The 23,583-nt window shown below is 68.3% G+C and carries 23 protein-coding genes; 8 read left to right on the top strand and 15 right to left on the bottom strand.

What is annotated here, in order from left to right; genetic code table 11:
- The first annotated feature begins 60 nt into the window (after window positions 1–60).
- The 5 genes from FV220_RS16315 to FV220_RS16295 all read left to right on the top strand — a co-directional run bounded on the left by FV220_RS16315 (window position 61) and on the right by FV220_RS16295 (window position 7,562).
- Window positions 61–3,048: a 2-oxoglutarate dehydrogenase E1 component gene (locus tag FV220_RS16315; RefSeq protein ID WP_056163811.1), complete on the top strand. Its 2,988-nt coding sequence runs from the start codon at window positions 61–63 to the stop codon at window positions 3,046–3,048.
- A 57-nt stretch (window positions 3,049–3,105) separates the two neighbouring features.
- Complete coding sequence (odhB, locus tag FV220_RS16310) at window positions 3,106–4,422, top strand: 2-oxoglutarate dehydrogenase complex dihydrolipoyllysine-residue succinyltransferase (RefSeq protein WP_147832592.1); 1,317 nt, start codon at window positions 3,106–3,108, stop codon at window positions 4,420–4,422.
- 22 nt (window positions 4,423–4,444) lie between these two features.
- Entirely contained in the window at window positions 4,445–5,245 is an 801-nt protein-coding gene (locus FV220_RS16305) for a DUF4241 domain-containing protein (protein ID WP_147832591.1), read from the top strand.
- Window positions 5,242–6,645, top strand: coding sequence for a dihydrolipoyl dehydrogenase (gene lpdA / locus FV220_RS16300; protein WP_056143181.1), 1,404 nt, complete (start codon window positions 5,242–5,244; stop codon window positions 6,643–6,645). Before FV220_RS16305 ends, lpdA begins: the two co-directional genes overlap by 4 nt.
- Window positions 6,646–6,839: 194 nt before the next feature.
- On the top strand, window positions 6,840–7,562 hold the full coding sequence (locus FV220_RS16295) for a glutathione S-transferase (RefSeq protein WP_147832590.1): 723 nt from the start codon (window positions 6,840–6,842) through the stop codon (window positions 7,560–7,562).
- On the opposite strand, the gene FV220_RS16290 is transcribed toward FV220_RS16295, so the two are convergent.
- Window positions 7,516–8,463 carry a tyrosine recombinase XerC gene (locus FV220_RS16290; protein ID WP_244474479.1) on the bottom strand — a complete coding sequence of 316 codons (948 nt, stop codon included), beginning with the start codon at window positions 8,461–8,463 and terminating at the stop codon, window positions 7,516–7,518. The genes FV220_RS16295 and FV220_RS16290 overlap by 47 nt on opposite strands.
- A 249-nt stretch (window positions 8,464–8,712) precedes the next feature.
- On the opposite strand from FV220_RS16290, the gene FV220_RS16285 reads away from it, so the two are divergent.
- Window positions 8,713–9,297, top strand: coding sequence for a histidine phosphatase family protein (locus FV220_RS16285; protein ID WP_147832589.1), 585 nt, complete (start codon window positions 8,713–8,715; stop codon window positions 9,295–9,297).
- 1 nt (window position 9,298) lies between these two features.
- On the opposite strand, the gene FV220_RS16280 is transcribed toward FV220_RS16285, so the two are convergent.
- From FV220_RS16280 to FV220_RS16235, 10 genes are all read right to left on the bottom strand, one after another.
- Complete coding sequence (locus FV220_RS16280) at window positions 9,299–10,036, bottom strand: hypothetical protein (RefSeq protein WP_056143197.1); 738 nt, start codon at window positions 10,034–10,036, stop codon at window positions 9,299–9,301.
- A gap of 98 nt (window positions 10,037–10,134) precedes the next feature.
- Window positions 10,135–11,151, bottom strand: coding sequence for a nickel transporter (locus FV220_RS16275; RefSeq protein ID WP_147832588.1), 1,017 nt, complete (start codon window positions 11,149–11,151; stop codon window positions 10,135–10,137).
- Window positions 11,142–11,831 carry a DUF1007 family protein gene (locus FV220_RS16270; RefSeq protein WP_187273437.1) on the bottom strand — a complete coding sequence of 230 codons (690 nt, stop codon included), beginning with the start codon at window positions 11,829–11,831 and terminating at the stop codon, window positions 11,142–11,144. The genes FV220_RS16275 and FV220_RS16270 overlap by 10 nt, the downstream gene beginning before the upstream one ends.
- Window positions 11,832–11,946: 115 nt before the next feature.
- The gene (locus FV220_RS16265) at window positions 11,947–13,626 is read right to left on the bottom strand and encodes a methyl-accepting chemotaxis protein (RefSeq protein WP_147832587.1); all 1,680 of its coding nucleotides are present in this window, start codon (window positions 13,624–13,626) and stop codon (window positions 11,947–11,949) included.
- A gap of 173 nt (window positions 13,627–13,799) precedes the next feature.
- Window positions 13,800–14,159 (bottom strand): hypothetical protein, encoded by a 360-nt coding sequence (locus FV220_RS16260; RefSeq protein WP_147832586.1) that lies wholly within the window; start codon window positions 14,157–14,159, stop codon window positions 13,800–13,802.
- 305 nt (window positions 14,160–14,464) lie between these two features.
- Complete coding sequence (locus FV220_RS16255) at window positions 14,465–14,932, bottom strand: cytochrome c-type biogenesis protein (protein WP_238254205.1); 468 nt, start codon at window positions 14,930–14,932, stop codon at window positions 14,465–14,467.
- Window positions 14,929–16,938, bottom strand: a complete 2,010-nt coding sequence (locus FV220_RS16250; protein ID WP_018045780.1) for a heme lyase CcmF/NrfE family subunit — start codon at window positions 16,936–16,938, stop codon at window positions 14,929–14,931. Before FV220_RS16250 ends, FV220_RS16255 begins: the two co-directional genes overlap by 4 nt.
- Window positions 16,939–16,969: 31 nt before the next feature.
- Window positions 16,970–17,491, bottom strand: a complete 522-nt coding sequence (ccmE, locus tag FV220_RS16245; RefSeq protein ID WP_018045779.1) for a cytochrome c maturation protein CcmE — start codon at window positions 17,489–17,491, stop codon at window positions 16,970–16,972.
- A 191-nt stretch (window positions 17,492–17,682) separates the two neighbouring features.
- Window positions 17,683–19,194, bottom strand: coding sequence for a c-type cytochrome biogenesis protein CcmI (gene ccmI / locus FV220_RS16240; protein ID WP_147832585.1), 1,512 nt, complete (start codon window positions 19,192–19,194; stop codon window positions 17,683–17,685).
- Between the two features lie 164 nt (window positions 19,195–19,358).
- Window positions 19,359–20,774, bottom strand: a complete 1,416-nt coding sequence (locus tag FV220_RS16235; protein ID WP_056163848.1) for a sensor histidine kinase — start codon at window positions 20,772–20,774, stop codon at window positions 19,359–19,361.
- Window positions 20,775–20,906: 132 nt separating this feature from the next.
- Between FV220_RS16235 and FV220_RS16230 the strand changes: the two genes are divergently transcribed.
- Both FV220_RS16230 and FV220_RS16225 read left to right on the top strand, forming a co-directional pair.
- Window positions 20,907–21,146, top strand: coding sequence for a type II toxin-antitoxin system VapB family antitoxin (locus tag FV220_RS16230; RefSeq protein ID WP_147832584.1), 240 nt, complete (start codon window positions 20,907–20,909; stop codon window positions 21,144–21,146).
- Window positions 21,146–21,550, top strand: coding sequence for a type II toxin-antitoxin system VapC family toxin (locus FV220_RS16225; RefSeq protein ID WP_147832583.1), 405 nt, complete (start codon window positions 21,146–21,148; stop codon window positions 21,548–21,550). Before FV220_RS16230 ends, FV220_RS16225 begins: the two co-directional genes overlap by 1 nt.
- 12 nt (window positions 21,551–21,562) lie before the next feature.
- Here the strand turns inward: FV220_RS16225 and FV220_RS16220 are convergent, their stop codons facing one another.
- The 4 genes from FV220_RS16220 to FV220_RS16205 form a co-directional block, all read right to left on the bottom strand.
- Complete coding sequence (locus FV220_RS16220) at window positions 21,563–22,240, bottom strand: response regulator transcription factor (RefSeq protein WP_056143225.1); 678 nt, start codon at window positions 22,238–22,240, stop codon at window positions 21,563–21,565.
- A 68-nt stretch (window positions 22,241–22,308) separates the two neighbouring features.
- Window positions 22,309–22,683 carry a PepSY domain-containing protein gene (locus tag FV220_RS16215; protein WP_056143228.1) on the bottom strand — a complete coding sequence of 125 codons (375 nt, stop codon included), beginning with the start codon at window positions 22,681–22,683 and terminating at the stop codon, window positions 22,309–22,311.
- A 143-nt stretch (window positions 22,684–22,826) separates the two neighbouring features.
- A complete protein-coding gene (locus FV220_RS16210) occupies window positions 22,827–23,012 on the bottom strand; it encodes a hypothetical protein (RefSeq protein WP_056143231.1) in 186 nt (61 codons plus the stop codon).
- 31 nt (window positions 23,013–23,043) lie between these two features.
- Window positions 23,044–23,394 (bottom strand): hypothetical protein, encoded by a 351-nt coding sequence (locus FV220_RS16205; protein WP_018045771.1) that lies wholly within the window; start codon window positions 23,392–23,394, stop codon window positions 23,044–23,046.
- Window positions 23,395–23,583: the final 189 nt, after the last annotated feature.

Below are 23,583 nucleotides of genomic sequence, written 5' to 3'. Positions count from 1 at the left end.
AGCGCGTCCTGGCGGGCCGCAGGGGCGGCTTCCCCGACAAAAGCGGTAGGATGATCGACGATGGCCCGCCAGGACGCGCTTCTCGAAACCTCGTTCCTCACCGGTGGCAATGCCGCCTATCTCGAGGAATTGCAGGCGGCCTATGCCCGTGATCCGCATTCGGTCGATCAGCAGTGGCAGGATTTCTTCAAATCCCTCGGTGACGAGAGCGGCCTTGCCGAGAAGAACGCCGCGGGTGCCTCCTGGCAGAAGCCGAACTGGCCCGTTCATGCCAATGGCGAGATGGTCTCGGCCCTCGACGGCAATTGGGCCACGGTCGAGAAGGCGGTGGGCGACAAGATCCGCGCGAAATCGGATACCGCCAAGCTCGATGGCGCCAAGGTCGCCAACGGCGCGGCGGTGGTCGCCGCCAGCGGCGTATCGGTGGAGCAGGCCACCAAGGATTCCGTCCGCGCGATCATGCTGATCCGTGCCTACCGCATGCGCGGCCATCTCCACGCCAAGCTCGATCCCCTCGGCCTCGCCCCGCGCGGCGACCACGAGGAGTTGCATCCCCAGCATTACGGGTTCGAGGAGAAGGATTGGGACCGTCCGATCTTCCTCGATAACGTGCTCGGCCTGCAATATTCGACCATCCGCGAGATCGTCGAGATCCTGGAGCGCACCTACTGCCAGACCCTCGGCGTCGAATTCATGCACATCTCCAACCCGGAGGAGAAGGCGTGGATTCAGGAGCGCATCGAGGGCAAGGGCAAGGAGATCTCCTTCACGCCCGAAGGCCGGCGCGCGATCCTGAACAAGCTGGTGGAAGCGGAGGGCTTCGAGAAGTTCCTCGACCTCAAATACACCGGCACCAAGCGCTTCGGTCTCGACGGCTCGGAATCGATGATCCCGGCGCTGGAGCAGATCATCAAGCGCGGCGGCGCGCTGGGCGCCAAGGAGATCGTTCTCGGCATGGCCCATCGCGGCCGGCTCAACGTGCTCTCGAACGTCATGTCGAAGCCGTTCCGCGCGATCTTCAACGAGTTCAAGGGCGGCTCGGCCTCGCCCGCCGAGGTCGAGGGCTCGGGCGACGTGAAGTACCATCTCGGTGCCTCGTCGGACCGCACGTTCGACGACAACAACGTCCACCTCTCGCTGACCGCCAACCCGTCCCATCTTGAGATCGTCGATCCGGTGGTGCTGGGTAAGGTCCGTGCCAAGCAGGACCAGCGGGCCAAGCCGAACGTGCAGCGCACCAGCGTCGTGCCGCTTCTCATCCATGGCGACGCGGCCTTCGCCGGCCAGGGCGTGGTGGCGGAGTGCCTCGGCCTGTCGGGCCTGAAAGGACACCGCACCGGCGGCTCGATCCACTTCATCATCAACAATCAGATCGGCTTCACCACCGATCCGCGCTTCTCGCGTTCGTCGCCCTATCCGTCGGACGTCGCCAAGATGGTGGAGGCGCCGATCTTCCACTGCAACGGCGACGACCCGGAGGCCGTGACCTTCGCGGCCAAGATCGCCATCGAGTACCGCCAGAAGTTCGGCAAGCCCGTCGTCATCGACATGCTGTGCTACCGCCGCTTCGGTCACAACGAGGGCGACGAGCCGGCCTTCACCCAGCCCAAGATGTATCAGCGCATCCGCAAGCACCCGACGGCGCTGGAGACCTACGCCAAGAGGCTCATCGCCGAAGGCGTGCTGACGCAGGAGCAGTTCGACACGCGCAAGGCCGAATTCCGCGCCATGCTCGACGGGGAGCTGGAGGTCGCCGGCAACTACAAAGCCAACAAGGCCGATTGGCTCGACGGTCGCTGGTCCGGCTTCAAGGCGGTGCGCGAAGACGTGGACGATCCGCGCCGCGGCAAGACCGGCGTGCCCGCCGACACCCTGCGTGAGATCGCCCAGCGCATCACGACGCCGCCGCCTGGCTTCCATCTCCACCGCACCATCCAGCGCTTCTTCGACAACCGCGCCAAGGCGGTCGAGACGGGCAAGGGCATCGATTGGGCGACCGCAGAGGCTCTGGCCATCGGATCGCTTCTCATCGACGGTCACCGGGTCCGGCTGTCCGGCCAGGACGTGGAGCGCGGGACGTTCTCGCAGCGCCATGCCGTGGTGATCGATCAGGAGAACGAGCAGCGCTACACCTCGCTGAACTCGATCCGCGAGGGCCAAGCGAATCTCGAGGTCATCAACTCGATGCTCTCCGAGGAGGCCGTGCTCGGCTTCGAATACGGCTACTCCCTGGCCGAGCCCAACGCCCTGGTGCTGTGGGAGGCTCAGTTCGGCGACTTCGCCAACGGCGCGCAGGTGGTCATCGATCAGTTCATCTCATCCGGTGAGCGCAAGTGGCTGCGCATGTCCGGCCTGACGCTGCTGCTGCCGCACGGCTACGAGGGCCAGGGGCCGGAGCATTCCTCCGCGCGCCTCGAGCGCTTCCTGCAGATGTGCGCCGAGGACAACATGCAGGTCGCCAACTGCACCACGCCCTCGAACTACTTCCACATCCTGCGCCGACAGCTGAACCGCGAGTTCCGCAAGCCACTGGTGCTGATGACCCCGAAATCGCTCCTGCGCCACAAGCGTGCGGTGTCGAACCTCGACATGCTGGCCGAAGGGTCGACCTTCCACCGCGTGCTCTGGGACGATGCCGAGCACGAGGAGGACGGCGTCCGGCTGGTGAAGGACGACAAGGTCCGCCGCGTCGTGCTCTGCTCAGGCAAGGTGTATTACGACCTCTACGACGAGCGCGAGAAGCGCGGCGTCAACGACGTCTACCTAATGCGCGTGGAGCAACTCTATCCGTTCCCGCTCAAGGCGCTGGCCAACGAGATGGCGCGATTCCGCAACGCCGAGGTGGTGTGGTGCCAGGAGGAGCCCAAGAACATGGGCGCCTGGTCCTTCGTCGATCCGTATCTCGAATGGGTGCTCGGCCAGGCCCAGTCCCAGGTGAAGCGGGCCCGCTATGTGGGTCGCCCGGCCTCGGCTTCGACGGCGGTCGGCCTTCTCTCGAAACATCAGGCCCAGCTCCAGGCCTTCCTCAACGAGGCGCTGGCGGCCTGACGCCTCCGGCACTCCCCTTCATCCGACACGACCAACCATTCGGGCGGACTACACACCATGGCAACCGACATCATCGTCCCCACGCTTGGCGAATCCGTGAGCGAGGCCACCATCGGCCGCTGGTTCAAGAAGCCGGGCGACGCGGTGGCGGCGGACGAGCCCCTGGTGGAGCTGGAGACCGACAAGGTCACCCTCGAAGTCAACGCTCCCGCCGCCGGCGAACTCGGTGAGATCCTGGCGAAGGACGGCGAGACCGTGGAGCCCGGCGCCCTGCTGGGGTCCATCGTCGAGGCCGGTGCCGGCGGTGGCGCGAAGGCCGCCGCTCCGAAGAAGACCGAGACCCGCACCGAGGAGCCGGCGAAGTCACAACCCGAAGGGGCAGCGAAGGCGCCGGCGGAAGAATCCTCTGCTGCTTACGGCAATCACGGCGACGCCGCCGCGCCGGCATCCGATCGCCCGGCGGGAGATAACGGCCCGGCTGTCGCCAAGATGGCGCGGGAATCCGGCATCGACCCATCGACGGTGAACGGCACCGGCAAGGACGGCCGCGTCACCAAGGGCGACATGATCGAGGCGACCTCCAAGGCGCCGTCCGCTCCGGCCCCTGCTCAGGAGCCGGCCCGCCAGGCCAAGGCTCCCTCGCCGCCGCGCCCGGCCTCGAAGCCCGACGATGCCGCGCGCGAAGAACGCGTGAAGATGACGAAGCTGCGCCAGACCATCGCGCGCCGCCTGAAGGACGCCCAGGACACGGCGGCGATGCTGACGACGTTCAACGACGTCGACATGTCCGCCGTCATGGCCCTCCGCTCCCAGTACAAGGACATCTTCGAGAAGAAGCACGGCACCAAGCTCGGCTTCATGGGCTTTTTCACCAAGGCGGTGATCGGCGCCCTCAAGGACGTGCCCGCGGTCAATGCCGAGATCGACGGGACCGACCTCGTCTACAAGAACTACTATCACATCGGCATCGCGGTCGGCACCGATAAGGGCCTCGTCGTGCCTGTGGTGCGCAATGCCGACGACCTCTCCATCGCCGGCATCGAGAAGACGATCGCCGGGTTCGGCAAGAAGGCGCGGGACGGCAAGCTCTCCATCGAGGAGATGCAGGGCGGAACCTTCACCATCACCAATGGCGGCATCTACGGCTCGTTGATGTCGACCCCGATCCTCAACGCGCCGCAATCGGGCATCCTCGGCATGCACCGCATCGAGGAGCGTCCCGTCGTTCGCGCCGGCAAGATCGAGGCGCGGCCGATGATGTATCTCGCGCTCTCCTACGATCACCGCATCGTCGACGGGAAGGAGGCGGTGACCTTCCTCGTGCGCGTCAAGGAGGCGCTCGAGGATCCGGCACGTCTCGTGCTGGATCTCTGATCCGGCTTCCGGCGCAGACGCGATGAATCGGCGCCTCGTGCTCACCGCCGTCCCCGCGTTGGGGTTGGCGGCGCTGGCAGCGGTATGGTGGGGCCGGACGAGGGAGCGACCGAGTTACCCCGTCGACATACCGGCTGGCCCGAACCTCGCGGTCACGGCGCTCTCCGACACGATGCTGGCCGAGCGCGCCATCACCCGATTGCCGCTCGGCGAGGCGGACTTTCCGACCGGCGCCATCGTCGCCACCGATCCGGCCGTGCAGCCCGAGCGGCCCGCCTTCGCCCGCCGCGCGCCGCCGGGGCGCTACCCGATCACGATCTACAAGGCGCAGGACCGGGTTGCCCTCGCGGAAATCCGCTTCGCACGAGGCACGCCGTCTCACTGGCAGATGGCCCTGCTTCCTGGGCAGGATGCCCGGACGTTGAAGGACGACGAGGTGTACGGCTTTCCTGTCGATGCCGGGCTCGGCGCCCTGATGGACGTTGCGGCGCGGAGCGCTTTCCTGCGCCGCGACGCCCAGGAGCAGAAGCGGCCCGGTTATGGGTCCTCCTACGACGACATCATTCACGCTCCCCTCGAAGCTGCTGGCGGCACCGAGGTGATGCTCAAGCCGCTGGCCGACGACCCGGCGACGCTCGCCGTGTTCCAGAGCGGCTGGGGCGACGGCGTCTACGCCTCCTATTGGGGCCTCGACGAGGAGGACCGGCCGGTCCTCCTCGTCACCGACCTGTCCGTCATCGAGGACGGCAACGGGGCTCCGTCCAAACAACCTTCGCTCTCCGGTTCGCCGGAGAGCACCGCATCAGGAACCGACCGCCCATGAGCACCTACGATCTCGTCGTCATCGGCACCGGCCCCGGCGGCTATGTCTGCGCCATTCGCGCCGCCCAGCTCGGTCTCAAGACCGCCGTGGTGGAGAAACGGGCCACCCATGGCGGCACCTGCCTCAATGTCGGCTGCATTCCGTCGAAGGCCCTGCTTCACGCCTCCGAGGCGTTCGAGGAGGCCTCGAAGCATTTCGGCGATATGGGCGTGATCGTCAGCGCACCCGAGCTCGACCTCAAGAAGATGATGTCGTTCAAGCAGGACGGCGTCGACGGCAACACCAAGGGCGTCGAGTTCCTGCTGAAGAAGAACGGGATCGACGCCTATCACGGCCTCGGCCGGGTCGCCGGTGCCGGCCGCGTCGAGGTGTTGTCCGAGGATGGCGGCAACCAGATGCTGGAGACGAAGAACATCGTCATCGCCACGGGCTCCGACGTGACGAAGCTGCCCGGCGTGACCATCGACGAGACGATCGTCGTCTCCTCCACCGGCGCCCTCGAACTTCAGGCCGTGCCGAAGAAGCTCCTCATCATCGGCGCCGGCGTGATCGGCCTCGAACTCGGCTCTGTCTGGCGCCGTCTTGGCTCCGAAGTGACCGTGGTGGAATATCTCGACCGCATCCTGCCGGGCATGGACGGCGAGGTCGGCAAGCAGTTCCAGCGCATCCTCGGCAAGCAGGGCATCGTCTTCAAGCTGTCCTCGAAGGTCACCGGCGTCGAGGTGAAGGACGGCGCCGCCACCGTGTCGATTGAGCCGGCCGCCGGCGGCGATGCCGAGAAGCTCGAAGCCGACGTGGTGCTCGTGGCCATCGGCCGCGTGCCCTACACCGAGAAGCTGGGTCTCGAAACGGTGGGCGTGCAGCTCGACAACAAGGGCCGCATCCAGACCGACAGCCACTACGCCACCAACGTCACCGGCATCTACGCCATCGGCGACGTGATCGCGGGGCCGATGCTCGCTCACAAGGCCGAGGACGAGGGTGTCGCCGTGGCGGAACTCCTCGCCGGGCAGTCGGGCCACGTGAATTATGGGGTGATCCCGAACGTGGTCTACACCTATCCGGAGGTCGCCTCGGTGGGGAAGACCGAGGAGGAACTGAAGAAGGACGGCATTGCCTACAATGCGGGCAAGTTCCCCTTCACCGCGAACGGCCGCGCCAAGGTCAACCACACCACGGACGGGTTCGTGAAGATCCTGGCCGATGCCAAGACTGACCGGGTGCTCGGCGTCCATATCGTCGGCGCGGATGCGGGCAACCTCATCGCGGAACTGGCCGTCGCCATGGAGTTCGGTGCCAGTGCCGAGGACGTGGCCCGGACCTGCCATGCCCACCCGACGCTGACCGAGGCGGTCAAGGAAGCCGCCCTCGCCGTCGGCAAGCGGGCGATCCACATCTGAGAAGCAGGGCCACTTTCCCCACCCCGCGCACCTCATCCTGAGGTGCGGCGACAGCCGCCTCGAAGGAGACCTCCAGGGATCGCTGCGCGAAGCGGAGCCCTCCTTCGAGGCCTCCGCTTCGCTCCTGCACCTCAGGATGAGGTGGCTGGCGGGATGCATGTCGTACTCAGCGGTTTGAAACCTGAGCGAGCCGGATGCCCTACGAACTCTATTATTGGCCGACGATCCAGGGCCGCGGCGAGTTCGTCCGTCTCGCCCTGGAGGAAGCCGGGGCGGAGTATGTCGATGTCGCCCGGGGGCGGGAGGAGGACGGACAGGGCCTCGGCGCCATGGCGGACTTGCTGGAAGATCCGTCGATCGCCCGGCCCGCCTACGCGCCGCCCTTCCTCCGGGATGGCGACGTCGTCATCGGCCAGACCGCGGCGATCCTGCTCTATCTCGGTCCCCGGATCGGTCTCGCACCCGCCAGCGAAGCCGACCGCCTCTGGACCCACCAGATCCAGCTGACCGTTGCCGATGTGGTGGCGGAAGCTCACGACACCCACCATCCCATCGCGGTGAGCCTCACCTACGAGGACCAGCAGCCCGAAGCGCTTCGGCGGGCGAAGGATTTTCAGGCGAACCGGATTCCGGAGTATCTCGCCTGGTTCGACCATGTGCTCGGCCGTAACGACGGCCTCCATCTCGTCGGAGGGGCTACGACTTACGCCGACCTGTCCCTGTTCCAACTCGTGGACGGGTTGCTCTACGCCTTCCCACGCGCGACGGAACGGACCCTCACCGAGAACCGCCACGTCGCCGCCTTGCACGACGCCGTCCGGCAACGGCCGAGGATCGCGGCCTATCTGGCGAGCCCGCGCCGCATTCCCTTCAACCAGCAGGGGATCTTCCGGCACTATCCAGAACTCGATCCGTAGCGCGCGCACCCGCACGGGGATGGGCCTGATCGAACGCATCCATCAGGCGTGCGGCGTCGACCTTGGTGTAGAGCTGCGTCGTCGAGAGCGAGGCGTGGCCGAGCAGTTCCTGGATCGCGCGCAATTCTCCCTGCCGGGCCAGGAGGTGGGTGGCGAAGGAGTGCCGCAAGGCATGGGGGGTGGCGCTGTCCGGCAGGCCGAGGGCGCCGCGCAGGGAGGCCACCGCATATTGGATGATCCGTGGGGAGAGCCTGCCGCCTTTCACGCCCACGAAGAGAGGCCCTTCCGGATCGAGGGCATGGGGGCAGGCGGCGAGATAGGCCGCCACCGCCTCGGCCACCACGGGGAGGATCGGCACCATCCGCTCCTTGCCGCCCTTGCCCATCACCGTCACCGACTCCACTCCCGGTACGGGGGCATCGCGGCGGGTGAGCCCGAGGGCTTCGGAAATGCGCAAGCCGGACCCGTAAAGCAGGGCAAGGACGGCTGCGTCCCTTGCCAGAACCCAGGGCTCGCGCGTCTCCCCCGCGCGGATGTCGATATCGGTCAAGGCGCGGGCGGCGGCGATGGGAATCGGGCGCGGCAGGCGTCGCTCGACCTTGGGCGAGCGGATCGCGCCGAGGGCGGACACGCTGCCGTGGCCGTCCCGTTCGAGATGGCGCGCGAAGGAGCGCAGGCCCGCGAGTGCCCGCATCAGCGATCGACCGCTCACGCCCTCCGCTCTGCGCGCGGCCATGAACCCACGGATGTCGCGCGGCTTGAGGGCGACGAGCCCGGCGATGCGCACGGTACCGGTGCGGCTCTGCAGATGGCAGAGGAACTGCCTCAGGTCGCGGGCATAAGCCTCCACCGTGTTCGCGGCCATCCGGCGCTCGCGCAGTAGAGAGTCCTGCCACGCCATGGCGACGGACCGGACCGCATCGTCGCCGGGGAAAGCGACGGCGCAGGCTTCCGGAAACGGGGGAGGGACATGGAGCATCGCGCGGTGATCCGGGGGCGAAAAGCCCACTCAACGCCACCGAGGTTGACGGAGCGTTGCCGACGGAGCGAGTCCGTTACGGCGATGGCCGGCCTTTTCGCGGAACGGCATGCAGGCTAGGCGCTTGTCCAACGCATCCGACCCCTGTCGTTCCTCCCGATCCGAGCCCGCATGTCCGAGACACGCATCGTCTGCATCCGCCACGGCGAATCCACCTTCAACGCAGCCCATCGCCTCACCGGACGCGATCCCGGCCATATCGACGCCCGGCTGACGGACCGAGGCCTCACTCAGGTCGCGGCGGCCCGGGAGAGGCTGCGGGACATCCCATTCGATCTGGTGGTGACGTCTCCGCTCACCCGCGCCATCCAGACCACCGCCGGCATCTTCGGCGATCATCCGGCCAAGCCCGAGATCCTGGTGGAAGTGCTCCATCGCGAATGCCAGGAGAGCAGCTGCGACGTGGGGCGCGCCGCCTCCGTGCTGAAGGCGGAATTCCCGCATCTCGATATCGATCACCTGCCGGAGATCTGGTGGCATGCCGAGGGTGAGCCGATCGCGGAGGGCGTCCATGTGGAGCCGCGCCACCTGTTCGATCGCCGCGTGGCGACGTTCCGCGACTGGCTGACCGAGCGGCGCGAGCGCACCATCGCCGTCGTCGGCCATGGCACGTTCTTCTTCCACCTCACCGGCATCTGGCTCGACAACTGCCAGACCACCGAGCTCGACCTCGCATCTCGGCCGGTGGCGGGCTAACTCATCTGCCGGAGACGGCAGGCGTTCGCGCCGCGCCCGCCCGCGCCGCATCCAGCCGCTCCCGCGCCTGAACGAGATCGATGTCGGGCGCCCGTCGCCCGATGGCGAGGGCCTCGTGGAGGATGGTTGCGGCGCTGTCCCAGATGCCCTCGGCGAAGGGTGCTGCACCTTCCGCGACCTCGGCGGCGCAACGGGCATCGTTGGCCGATTTCACCGCGGCCGCCGCGCTGCGAGCGACGGAAGAGGCGAGGGCGCCCCGTCTCCAATCCCTCTGCCGCGAGGCGGCCTGCGCGATCGCACCTCCGCGCCACGCGGCGTCATGGGCCGCCGAGACACCGGCATCGAGATCTCGCGCTTCGTCGCAACGGGCGGCGAGATCCGCGAAACCCGCGCGGTCGAGGAGGGGAGGCAGGATGCGGCGGATGCTCTCGAGGGCGAGAAAGCGAACGCGCCGCTCCTCCACCTCCGGGGTATCGGCGGAGCCGGACAGGCGCAGGACGAAGGCCATCAATCGGGGGCGCTGGTCGTCCGGCATCGCATCGTTGAGGCCGAGTGCGTAGGCGGCGAGCGGTGCCGAGAAGCACGGCGGGCAATCCGACGAGGAACGGATCGTCCGGTAGGGCAAGCCTGCGGCGACGATTGCCGCCTCGTTGATGCAGGTGCCGCCATCGGGACCGGGGAAAGGGTGCGAGCCGGGCAGCAGACGCCAATGGAGGATGTGCTCGAAACCCGTTGCCATGCGTGCCGGCTCCCTCTGGTTTCACGGGAAAACCCCAGCGCGAACCGGCGGGGTACCCGGAACCTGCCACGGGATTGCGTGCCGTGACGAGGAAAATCTCAGTCGCCCACGCCCACGGCGAGCCCCGCCAGCATGGCGATGCCCAGCACGAGGACGAAGGCCCCGGCCAGGAGTTCGAGCCCGCCCACCGCAACGGCGCCGGACGCGCCGCGCCCGCCCGCGAGACGCAGGGCCAGGGCCTTGGCGAAGACCGCCAGGCTCGCCAGCAACCCGGTGGTCAGGGCCGTGCCCAGAGCCATGGCGAAAGTCGCCGCGATGCCCGCCGCGAGGATGCCCTGCGAGGCGGAGAAGACGAGGATGAGGATCGCGCCGGCGCAGGGGCGCGATCCCGCTGCGATCACCACGCCGGCCCGCTCGCGCCACGAATCGAGGCGGCCGATGGCGCTGGCGTCGGTGAGGTGGACATGGCCGCAGCCGGGCGCGCAGGCGGCAGCGTTACCACCGTGGACGAGTCCCGCCAGTCGTCCGGCCTTCCGCCACGTCACCGTGAGCCCGAGGAGGGCGACGAGGGCGAAGCTCACCGTCTCGATCACCGTGCCGGCCCGCGTCATCCCGGCGGCGGTGGCGTTGAGCAGGAGATTGCCGATGGCGACGATGGCGATGGCGACGAGGGCCTGAAGCAAGGCCGCGGCGGCGCTGAGCGAGAAGCCGCGCGCCAGCGCCCGTTCTCCGGCCACGATGTAACCGGCGATCACCGCCTTGCCATGGCCCGGCCCGGCGGCGTGGAACACGCCGTAGCTGAAGCCGATGAGGACCATCGGCCCCCAGCTTCCGCCTTGCTTGATCGCGGCGACGGTGGCCTGCAGGCTGCGTGAGAAGCTCGATTGCATGGCGAGCAGCCCGCCGCCGATCCCGGTGGCTGAGGGCGCGGCCTCGCGAAATCCGACCCCGAATGGGGAGCGGGGCGGCGGCGGAGCTACGCTGGAGCCGAGGAGCCACGACAGCGCCGTGAGGGCAAGGGCGACGAGGGCGATGGCCGCGATGGCCAGGGCGAACTGTAGGGGGAGCCTGCTGCGGGACGTCGCCGGCTCTGTGATGGCGGTGCCTACGGACATGCGACGATGATCCGGTTGGCGAACTGGACGCCGTAGCTGGAGGCGTTGGTGAGGGCTTCGAAGAAGGCCTCCGACATGCCCGGCTTGGCATCGGCGGTCTTCGGCGCCTCCTTCTTGGGGCGGGTCATCGTGGCGGCGCAGCCGGAGGGAGCCCCGACGAGGCGGGCGGTGTCGGCATCCTCCGAGAGGCTGAACGCGACGAAATAGGTCGGGTCGAAGACTTCCAAGGCAGCGACCCCGCGCCCCTGCGCCACCGGCGATTTCAGCGGGAGGAGAAAGCTGAGGGTCAGCTTGTCGCCGTCCATTCTCATGCGCGGCTCCACCGGGTCGCCGAAGGTCTGCTCCTTGCCGCCGACCTTGAGCTTGGTGAAGTAGGCGAATTCCGCGAGATTGGCGGTGTTGTCGGTGGCCAGACCCGCGAGTTCGTCGGGGGAGACCGTGCCATCCCCGTTGGCGTCGAGGCCCTGGATCGCCGAGGCCGAGTAGCTGGCATCGAAGGTCCAGGCGTGACGGATGCCCGTCACCTTGCCGCCCTCGCCGTAATCGATCTCCGCCTTCGATGTGACCCAGACATGCGGATGAGCCGATGCCGGAGCGGCAAGGCCGAGGCTGAGGACAAGCGCCGCCAGAGAGGAGGCGCCGAAGCAGCGGGCGGATTGGGGAGCGATCGGCGAAGCCATGCTGGACGCTCGCGAGTCAAGGTAAACAAAATCTCAACGCGCGGTGCGTCAGCGACCGGCGGCCTTGACGATCTCCTCCGATTTCACTGGGGCGAAAGCGAGGCGCGAGCTTCCGTCAAGCGGCCCGGACGCTGGCGAGAAACCCCGCAATGCTCTCGTCGAGGGCGAGGCTCGCCGCCGCCACGCGGCCGGCGACACTCCTCACCGATTCGGCGGCCTGCGCGCTGGACGCGGCGGCTTCCTCGACCGTGGCGATGCCGCCGGACACGGCGTCGGCGCTGGCCTCGGCATCGGCGACGCTGTCTGCGACGCGTGCGCCCGCGATCCGCTGGGCCTCAAGAGCGAGGGCCACGGCCGCATCCGCGCCCGCCATCTGATCCATCGTTCCGCCGATGGCCTCCACCGCCCGGAGGGTGTCCTGCGCGGCGCCCCGCATGGCTTCGATCTGTCCCTTGATCGCTTCGGTGGCGCCCGCCGTCTGGGCGGCGAGCGCCTTCACCTCGCCGGCGACCACCGCGAAGCCGCGTCCGGCTTCGCCCGCGCGCGCCGCCTCGATCGTGGCATTGAGTGCTAGGAGATTCGTCTGCGCGGCGACGGTGGCGATGGTCTCGACCACGGTGCCGATCTCGCGCCCCGCCTCGGTGAGCAACGCGGCGGCGCGGCGCGTGGCCGTGACCTCGCGGTGCGCCAGTTCGCCCAAGCCATCGCGGATGCGCGACTGCCGGTCGATGGCCTCGCTACCTCCCGCGACATCCGCGCTGGCGGCCGCAGCCCTGCGCACCTGTTGTCCCGCGCCGGCCGCACCTTCCGAAACGATGGTGGCCTGATCCCGCGTGAGCCGCACGGCGTCCGACACCGCCTCCGCCGCGCCCGCCATGGCAGTGGCGGCGCTCGACAGATCCTGCGCCACCCTCTGAGCCTCCTGCTCGAAGGCCTGGGCGGCTGCCTCCAGGCGCGCGGCCCGCTCGGCTTCCAGAGCGGAATGGGCGAGCGCGCGCGCATCGCCTTCGACCTTGTCGACGATGACGGTCCGCAGCACCGCAATGGAGCGGGCCATGGTACCGATCTCGTCGCGTCGTTCCAGCAACGGGATGGCCCGGGTGAGATCCATGGCGGCAAGGGCATCGATCGCCGATCCGAGGCGGGCCAGCGGTTGGCGGATCTCCTTGAGGACGAGCCAGTGAGCGAAACCGAAGGTGAAGAGGATCACCGCCCCGGAGGCCACGAGGCTTATGCTACGGGTCTGCTCGATCTCCGCCGCGGCGTCCGAGCGTTCGTCGGCGAGACGCACCAGGGTGTCCTTGCCGATCCGCGTGATCGCGGACACCATTCTGGCGCGGCTCGCCACCGTGGCCTCGTCGGTGCCCTGGATCAGCGCCGCCTTCGGGGAGATGGTGAGGCCGAGCTCCGCCGTATCGGTCTGATAGGCCAGGAACTCCTTCAGCATCAGATCGAGCTTGAGGCGTTCCGTATCGGAGACATGCCCGGTGATCCGGCCCAGAAACGCGTCCTTCTGCTGACCGACCTCGGCGAGGGCGGTCTTCAGGGCGCCGAACTTCCCCTTGGCGTCCTCGGTGTCGTCCGCCGTGTAGACCGTCGTTGCCGCGACCACGGTGCGTTCGATCGAGAGGGCGAGGCCCTGGGCCGACAGGGTGCGTTCCCATACCGAATCCATCTCGGCCGTCCGCGCCTGCTGATGCAGGACCATCCGATCGTTGAACAGGGACAGGGCGCAGGCACCGAGCGCCAGAACGCCCATCACGGCCGCGAGTTTGTTGCCGAGGGAGAGGCGCATGGACTCGTTCCGTCATCGAGGGCTTTCCGAAGCTGATGACGTCCCGAACCTTGCCGGGAGTTTAAATCGAGGCGGCTAACGAGCTGTAATGCCTCAGAAAAACGCTTGAGGCCGCCCGTTTCGAGGCGGCCTCCGGTGTCGGTGCCTGGCGAGGAGTCGCTGAAAAGCGTAGCTCAGTAGGCCGTGGAATCGGCGGAGGCGACGTCGACCCGGTCGCCGCTGCGCGAGAAGGCGATGGTGGTCTCGCGTCCGTCGGAACCGAGGGTTCCGGGCACCGAGAGATGCACCGTCTGCTCGGGATTGAGGGTGGTCACGAGCCGGATCACCTGCGGCTGGTCGTTGCCGGAATTGACGCTGGCCAGGGTGGCGACGACGCGGTAGCGGCCCTTCTCCACCGTATAATAGGCTGAGCCCCGATAGGCACCGAGGTCGACGCTCTGTGCGCTTGCCGGCGAAAGCTCGGTCGCCGGGGAGGCCGTGGCGGAGGCGAGGGTGAGCGCTACGGCGAGGAGGGCTTTGGACGAGATGCGCATGATGAGGGAACCTGTGCGGTTACTGTCCGCCGGGAGTGCCCGTTGGGAGAGCCGGTTGCACCGGGAGACCGACATATGCGGATTTTATGCTGCGCTGCGAAGAGGAAAATATTGCAATGCGTCAATGCCTGGATTGCATGACTCGTCAAAAAATACCTTGATACATGTCAATAATACATAGCTCGACAGCATGACAGACAGAAGCTGCCGTTCCCAGGACCGGAAATGGACGTTCGACCGAAAGGCGGTTCGATGCGGGATTGGCCTAGGAAGATAACATGCTGCGATGCAGCGCGAGCGTTCCGTCAGTCGCGCCGGGTCAGCGCGGCGATCTCGGCTTCTTCCGCCGGGCTCAGCTTGGTCTCGTGATCCGCGCGCCGGCGCGACAGACGCCAGAGCCCAAAGACACCAAGGCCGAGGGCCATGAGGGGCGTCAGCCAGAGCAGCAGCGTGTGCAGGGCGAGGACCGGCCGCAGCAGGACGTATTCCCCGTAGCGGCCGACCACATAATCCTGCACCTGCCGGTCGTCGTCCCCCGCCTTCAGGCGCTCCCGCACAATGAGCCGGAGGTCGCGCGCCAGGGGCGCATCGGAATCGTCGATGGACTGGTTCTGGCAAACGAGGCAGCGCAGGCCGGAGGAGATGTCGCGCGCCCGCGCTTCGAGCTTGGCGTCCGGCAGGACCTCGTCCGGCTGGACGGCCAGGGTGGTGCCCGTCGAGCCGGCGAGAAGCGCCAGCGCGACGAGCAGGCGGGGAAGACGGGCCGCGCTCATTCGGCGGGGGCCATGGTGCCGGGCATGGTCTTGGCCTTTTCCTTCGCCCGTGCGGGCGCGCCCACCCGCATCCTACGGTCGGTGAGGGACACCGCCCCGCCCAGCGCCATGACGACGGAACCGAGCCAGATCAACAGCACCAGGGGCTTGTAGTAGAGCCGCAGGCCGATGGCCCCGCCGGGGACCATCTCGCCAAGGCTGGCATAGACCTGGCTGACGCCGACGGTGAGTAGGCCGGATTCCGTCACGTTCATCTTGCGGCTCGGATAGAACCGCTTGCCCGTCTCCACGGTGCCGATGAAGTCACCGGCCGTGTTGCGGATGGTCAGGAAGGCCGTCGTCTCCTCGTAATTCTCGCCCGTGCGCGGGCCGACCCGGTCGAGGGTCGCCACGTAAGGGCCGGAGGCGAGGGACTCGCCCGGCTTCACCGTGCTCAGGGCTTCCGTGGCCCAACCTTGCGCGGCGATACCGAGAACTACGATTCCGACGCCCGCATGAGCGAGCGCCGTGCCCCAGGCCGAGCGGGGCAGGCCCAGCGCCCGTCGCATGACGCCGCTCACCGTCCGTGCCCGGCTGTTGCCGTAGCCACGGGCCCGCGACACGATCTCCATGGCCGAGCCGACGACGAGATAGGCGCCGAGGCCGATGCCGATGGGCGCCATCATCGGGCCACCCCAGGTCCAGGCGAGCACGGCGAGGCCCACCGCGAGGGCGACACCCATGGCGGCGAACAGGCGCTGCGAGGCTGCGTGCACGTCGCCGCGCTTCCAGGCCAGGGTCTGGCCGAAGGGAACGATGAGGAGGAGCGGGATCGCCAGGGGGATGAAGGTGTAGTTGAAGAAAGGCGGCCCCACCGAGATCTTCTCGGAGGTCAGGGATTCGAGGAGCAGCGGGTAGAGTGTGCCGACGAAGACCGTGGCGCAGGCGGCGGCGAGGAACAGGTTGTTCATCACCAGGGCGCCCTCGCGCGAGATCGGCGCGAACAGGCCGCCCTGCCGCAGCATCGGCGCGCGCCAGGCGAAGAGGCTGAGCGAGCCGCCGATGAACAGGATCAGGATGGCGAGGATGAAGACGCCGCGCGTCGGGTCGGTGGCGAAGGAATGCACCGAGGTGAGCACGCCCGAGCGGACGATGAAGGTGCCCAGCAGCGACAGCGAGAAGGTGAGGATGGCGAGCAGCACCGTCCAGACCTTGAGCGCGTCGCGCTTCTCCATGACCACGGTGGAATGAAGCAGCGCCGTGCCTGCGAGCCAGGGCATCAGCGAGGCGTTCTCCACCGGATCCCAGAACCACCAGCCGCCCCAGCCGAGCTCGTAATAGGCCCAGTACGATCCCATCGCGATGCCCAGGGTCAGGAAGCTCCAGGCGATCAGCGTCCAGGGGCGCACGGCGCGCGCCCAGACCGCGTCGATGCGACCGTCGATCAGCGCCGCGATGGCGAAGGCGAAGGTGATCGAGAAGCCGACATAGCCGACATAGAGGAGGGGCGGATGGATCGCGAGGCCGAAATCCTGCAGCAGCGGATTGAGGTCGTTGCCCTCGACCGGCGCCGGGCTCACCCGCATGAACGGGTTCGAGGTCGTGATGATGAACAGCACGAAGACGAAGGTGATGAGGCCCTGGACCGCCAGGGTGTTGGCCCGGAGCACCGGCGGAACCGAGTTCCGGGACACGGCGACCAGGGCGCCGAACAGGGCCAGGATGAGGACCCAGAGCAGCATCGAGCCCTCATGGTTTCCCCACACGCCCGAGAGCTTGTAGAGGAAGGGCTTGGCCGTGTGCGAGTTCTCGATCACGTTCTGGACCGAGAAGTCCGAGGTGGCATGGGCGTAGGTGAGCGCCCCGAACGAGAACAGGATGCAGGCGAAGGTGCCGAGCGCCGCCGGAGTGGCTACGGCGCGCAGGGCCGCATCCCCAGAGCGGGCGGCCCAGACCGGCATCACCGCCTGGACCAGGGAAAGCGCCAGCGCCAATGCCAGCGCGAAATGTCCGACTTCGATCAGCACGTCGGATTGTCCTTCCTCAGGGTCATACCGGTCATCGTTCGCTGCGTCGTCCGAGCGTCGGCTCGCCGTCGGCGGTCTTCACGCCCTCGGCGGCTTTCCCGGCGGAGGCTCCCTTGGAGCCGCCCTCCTGCCACCGTCCCTGCGCCTTGAGCGCATCGGCGACCTCGCGGGGCATGTAGGATTCGTCGTGCTTGGCCAGCACCGTGTCGGCGCGGAAGATGCCGCCCGGCTCGAGCCGCCCTTCGGCGACGATGCCCTGGCCTTCGCGGAACAGGTCGGGAAGCAGTCCGCGATACTGGACCTGGACCGTCGCGTTGGTGTCGGTCACGGCAAAATCGATGTTCTGGTCCGGGCCGCGCTGGAGCGAGCCTTCCTTCACCAGCCCGCCGAGGCGGAAGCGGGTGCCCGGCGCCACGCCCTGCGCGGTCACCTCGGTGGGCGACCGGAAGAACACGATCGACCCGCTCATGGCGGACAGGATCAGGCCGAGGGCCAGGGCGAGCACGGCACCGCAGGCGGCGATCAGGATCAGGCGGCGGCTCTTGCGAGTCACGAGTTTCGTCCCGTTTCTGTTCCGGCGCCTCATGATGGGCGCTGAGGAGGCCCGGAATGGTGGATCCGGCTGTCCTGTCGTCTGGCGTCTTTTAGGTACTGGCGTATCTTGGGTTTCGGCCCCATGGCACTCCGGGTCAAGGGCCGTGGCCGGGGCGGATTGTCAGGGGGCGTCCTGAGGCGCGGCCCGCATCACGGCTTGTCGTTGCCGCCGCGCAGGCCGAGCTCCTGGGCCAGGATGTCGAGCTTCTCCATGGCGCGGGCATCCGGGCTGAGGGCCATGCGGCCGCGGTCGAGGGCATGGCTCGCCTGCTGGCGCTCGCCCAATACGCTGTACGAACGCACGAGACGCAGCCAATCATCCACCGTGCCGCCCTTGGAGGCGAGGCGCCGGTCGAGGCCGGCGACCATGCCGCGGATGGCCGCGTCCCGTTCGGGCGCCGGCATCGCCTTCACGGCAGCCACGGCGGCGTCCGTCCCAGCGCGTTCGGCCGCATCCGCAGCAGTTACCGGCGGTACGGGCACCGAGGCGAGGCCGAACTCGCGGGCGAGCTCGTCGAGCTTGGCTCCGGCTCCATCCTCGCTGCCGACCGCGTTCCGCGCCCGGTCGAGGGCCGCCTTCATCTTTTCGCGATCTCCCAGCACGCCGTAGGACCGGACGAGGCGGACCCACTCGTCGGCGGTGCCTCCCTTTTCCGTCAGGCGCCGGTCGAGCCCGTCGACCATGCCCCGGATCGCCGCGTCGCGATTGGCGGCGGGCATCGCCTGCAGATCCGCCGCAGCACTGGAATCGGGAGCCTGGGCCGATGGGCCGGGCTTGGCGGCCGTGGCCGGCGCCTCGCCTTGCAGGCGGGTCAGGGTCTCGCGCACGAGCGGCAGCCAGGGCGCATCGGCCGGAGCATTCTCCATCAAGGCGGTCAGCCGCCGGACCGCGCCGGGGATGTCGCCTTCGAGCTCGGCGGCGCGCGCGAGGTAGAAGCGCGGCTTGGCGGCGCCGGCATCGAGGCTCGCCGCGCGCTCGAAGATCTCCTTCGCCCGGGGCGTCACGGTCCCGTTGGCGCCGGCGACCAGGGCCTCGCCCCAGTCGGAGAGGCGCTGCGGCGACTCGCCGAGCACGCGGGTCGCGGCCTCGTAGGCATGGGCCGCATCGTCGAAGCGCCCGAGCCGGACATAGACCGGAGCGAGCACCGACCAGCCGCGGCCGTCGCTCGGATCGCTGGCGAGCCGTGCCTCGATCTGTCCGATGGCCTTGAGCATGTCCTGTCCGCCCGACTGCACCGCCTGCCGGTCGGAGGCCGTCTGGGACGGCATGTGCGGCGAGCCGTAGAGCCCGTAGGCGATGAGCGCCACGAGGGGGATCGTCGACAGCGCGAAGGCCGAGGCCGCCCGACGCTGGCGCAGGGCCGGCTCGGCGATCCCGTCGGAGACGGCTTCGGGGTTTTCGCGGCTCGCACGCAGAAGACGGCGGCCCGCCTCGGTGCGGGCGGCCTCGGCCTCACCGGGGGCGATCAGCCCCCGCGTCAGGTCGCGCTCGATTTCGCGGAGCTGATCCTCGTAGAAGCCGGTCTCGGTGACGAGCGCTCCGGCCGGTGGCGGGGAAGCGGCGTCCGCCCGCCGTGTCTTGGACCACAGCGACATCGGCCAGAGCAGGGCCAGCACGGTGCCCCCCGTCATCACCGCCAGTATGAACCAGATCGCCGTCATCTCACTCCGAACTCATGCCATACCATGTAAGCGCCGGACGGGTCCGAGCGCAGGGACCGGTCCGGCGACACGGTGTCACGCGAACCTGTGCCGTTTCGGACGGGCCGGCCTCGGCGGCATCCCCGCCTGAAACACCATTCGGGGCGTTTCGCATAGCCCGACGCTCATCCCGCGCTGGCATTCGGCGCGTCTCCGGGCACCTCGATCACGGCCCGCACACCGCCGAGCGTCGCCTCCTCCAGGCGGAAGCGCCCGCGATAGAGCGCCGCCAGATCGGCGACGATGGAAAGGCCGAGCCCTGAGCCTGGCTTGGTCTCGTCGAGCCGCCGGCCGCGGCCGAGTACCGCCGCGCGGTCTTCCGGCTGCAGGCCCGGCCCGTCATCCTCGATGGAGACGAGAAGGTGGGGATAATGGTGCTCGCTCACCGTCTCCGCCCGGATCGAGACGCGGCTGCGCGCCCATTTCGAGGCGTTGTCGACGAGGTTGCCGATCATCTCCTCGAAATCCTGGCGCTCGCCGCGAAAGCGCAGGCCCGGCGGCACGTGGACCTCGTAGGCGATGTCCTTGTCGCGGTAGATCTTGCCGAAGGTGCGCACGAGGCCCGCGAGCGCCGGCTCCACCTCGGTGGAGGTGCCGAGGGTGCCGGCCAAAGCCGCCGCCCGCGCACGGTCGAGGTGGTAGTTCACCTGGTCGCGCATCACCGCGGCCTGCTCGCGGATCTTGAAGGCGAGGTCTTCCTGCGCGTCGCTGGCGCCGACCTCGTTGACGATGATCGACAGCGGCGTCTTCAGGGCATGGGCGAGGTTGCCCACCTGCGTGCGCGCCCGCTCCAGGATCTCGCGGTTGGTCTCAATCAGGAGGTTCACCTCCCCGGCGAGGGGGGCGATGTCGCGCGGATACTCGCCGTCGATCCGGTCGGCCTCGCCCCGGCGGATCGCGCCCAGAGCCGTGCGGAGCTTCGCCAGGGGGGCCAGGCCGAAGCGGATCTGCAGCAGGGTCGTGAGCGCCAGGAACAGGCCGAGCAAACCGAACGTCACCATCAGTGAGAAACGGAAGCGGCCGACATCGTTCTCGATCTCGTCGGCGGGGCCGGCGACGCGCACGGTGTAGCGCCCCTCCTCGCCGAGATCGACGTCGCGCTCGATGATGCGCAGGGGCCGGTCGTCCTGGGCCTTGCCGTAGCCCTGGCGGATCTGGCCGATGCCGGCATTGTTGTCCGGGGTGCCGGCCGGCTTCAGGGGCACGCCGACGAGGGAACGCGAGGTGCGCAGGTCGCGCGGGCGCGCATCCGGCCGCCCCACCTGCCAGTACCAGCCCGAGAGGGGCAGGTCGAAGCGCGGGTCGCTCAGGTTGAAGGAGCGGCTCTCGGGATCGTTGGGCGAGACGAGATCGGTGGCGAGGTTGTTGGCGTAGACGAGGAGCCGGCTGTCGAAGGAGCGCTCGGTGTTCTCGCGGTAGAGCGTGGTGAGTATCCAGGCCGCGATCAGCAGGATCGCCGAACTCGCGATCAGGGCCGAGCCTGCCAGGCGCACGGCAATGGAGCGCCGCCGGAACGGCAGCCAGGAGGGAAAGGCGATCATCTGGGCGCGGCTGTCGTGGGGGCTATGCCCTGGTACATGACAGTTGCCGGAAAGGCGCGTCTTGCGAGGCACAGAGATGGTGTAGACGGCCCGTCCATATTATGTACACATCTCTTGGAAGAGGAACGGACCATGGCTCTTCATATTCGCGACAAGGAAGCGGATCGTCTTGTGCGTGCTCTTGCCGAGCGCAAGCACATTTCGCTGACGGACGCCATCAAGCTCGGTGTGGGCAACGAGCTCAAGCGCGAGGAGGAGAAGGTTTCCGTGTGGGAGCGTATTCGTCCGATCCGGGAGCGCGTCGCATCCCGGCCGGATACCGGCCTCAAGGCGGACAAGGCCTTCTATGACGAGATGAGCGGCGACGCTTGATGTTCGTCGACGCGTCGGCACTGGTCGCCATCCTGACGGGAGAATCCGATGCGTCGGACCTCGCTGCTCGCCTCGAAGGCGCGACGACGCTGATCACGTCGCCCATCGCGGTCTACGAATCCGTTCTTGCCATCGCACGGACCAAGCAGGGCGGTATTGGGGAAGCCCGAATCGATGTCGAGATGTTCCTTGCCGCTGTCCCGATCCGCGTCGTTGCAGTGACGCCTCTCGATGCGTCCACCGCTCTCGACGCGTTCGAGACATACGGAAAGGGCAGAGGGCTCCCCGCACAGCTCAATATGGGCGATTGCTTCGCCTATGCGGCGGCTAAGAACAACGGCGTCCCGCTCCTCTTCAAGGGCCAGGACTTCATCCACACCGATATCGCGCAGGCTCTAGCCTGAACCCCATCGAAGCTACACCCGCGGCGCGGGCTGGTTCGGGTCGACGAGGTAGCCCAGACCGCGCACGGTCTGGATCAGGTCCACCGCGAGCTTCTTGCGCAGGCGGCCGACGAAGACTTCGATCGTGTTGGAATCCCTGTCGAAATCCTGGTCGTAGAGATGCTCGGTCAACTCGGCGCGGGAGACCACGCGGCCGGTGTGGTGCATCAGATAAGCGAGCAGGCGGTATTCGTGGCTCGTGAGCTTGATCGGGTTGCCGTCCACATAGACGCGGCCCGAGCGGGTATCGAGCACGACGGGTCCGCAGGAGATCTGGCTCGTGGCGTGGCCGGTGGCGCGGCGCAGGAGCGCGCGCACGCGGGCCATCAGCTCCTCCATGTGGAAGGGCTTGGTCACGTAATCGTCGGCCCCGGCATCGAACCCGTCGACCTTGTCCGACCAGCGGTCGCGGGCGGTGAGGATGATGACCGGCGTCTTGATGCCGGCGCGGCGCCATTTCTGCAGCACGGTGACGCCGTCCGCCTTCGGCAGGCCCATGTCGAGGATGATCGCGTCGTAGGGTTCGCTCTCGCCGAGATAGGCACCCTCTTCGCCGTCGAAGGCCTTGTCGGCGACGTAGCCGGCCTCCTCGAGCGCGCTGACCACTTGCCGGTTGATGTCCCGGTCATCCTCGACGACGAGCAGACGCACTGCGATTCACTCCCAAGATGAGGCGGCGCTGAGGCCCCCGTCGCGGAGAACGATAGGCGCCCCCGCCTTTATTTGCCGATAACCCGCCCGGTGGTGGCATCCACCAACACGTGGACGAACTGTCCGTCCCGGCGCAAGGCCGTCAGGAGATAGGCGAGGCCCTCCCCGTGCCGGCAGAGCCGGGCGCGCTGGATCTCGGCCCGGGAGATCACCGTCCGGGCGGCGCGGATCGCGGCCACCGGCTCGATCACCCGCTTGTCCGCCACCGCCTCGCGCAGATCTGCCGGGCTGAGACAGCTCTCGCTCGGCGGGACCGCTTGCATGGGCGCCGAGACCTCGGCCGTTCCGGGCGCCATCGTCTCCTCCGCCAGCGTGCGAATCGGCCCCGTCGCGAAAGCCGCGACGGTCAGGCCGATAAACAGCAGGGCGAGGAGGATACGCATGGATTGAGTCAATGGTCTTCGGGCACTGAATGCGCCCTGAATGCGGGGTCCGTCGCGCCCCGTGTCCGAACGATCGGATCGTGGCGCGACAGGCGGTGAGCGGGCAAGCCGATGGCGGGCCCTCCGGTTCCCGGACGGCGGCGTCACGAGGGGCCGGCGCGCTGGGCGACGAGGCGCTGCAGGGCGAGGCCGAGGAGGTGCTGGCGGTCGATATGGTCGAGGGCCGCCCGGCACAGGTCGGTCATCGAGCGCTCGAAACGGGTCTCGGCGGCCCGGAGGCGGAAGGAGGCGGCGCGCAGCCGCGAGGAAGGCGGGAAGAGGCGGGTCATCGGGTGTTCTCCGTCGTATGGGCACGGGGCGTCATCGCCCCTCGTGGCGGGTGTCCGACAGGCGGCGCAGGATCTCGTCGAACTTCTCCCGCGCCCGCTCGTCGCTGCGGTCGACGCCGCGCGAGATCTCGCTCGCGAGACGGGACAGGTCTTCGAGCACCCGCGTCCGGCTCTCGATGGCCAAAGCCACGGCGGAATTCGCCTGGGAGGCCCGTTCCAAAGCCGTCGCGGTGGCGCCGGTATCGCCGATGCGGGCCTCCTGGGAGCGGCCCACTTCCCGGTAGAGGTGCAGGCAGGCGAAGCCGAGAAGGGCGGCGACGATCCAGCCCGCGCCCTCCTCCGAGAACAACAGGCGGGCGGCTTCGAGCGCGATCCTGTCCATGGGAACCTCCCTTCCGCTGCCCCGGCTGGATTCACCCATCTGCTCTTTCAGGCGATCCGCGTCCCTCTCCCCCTTGTGGGGAGAGGTCAGGAGTGGGGGTGGCTCCGCCAGCCTCCGCAAGCGGAGGGTCGCTCAACCACCCCCACCTCCAACTCCTCCCCACAAGGGGGGGGGAGGGCAGGGCGGCGC

It is taken from the genome of Methylobacterium sp. WL19 (genome assembly GCF_008040005.1).
GTDB lineage: Bacteria > Pseudomonadota > Alphaproteobacteria > Rhizobiales > Beijerinckiaceae > Methylobacterium > Methylobacterium bullatum.
Note: the sequence above shows the minus strand (reverse complement) of the source record. Positions and strands in the feature narration are given on the sequence as shown.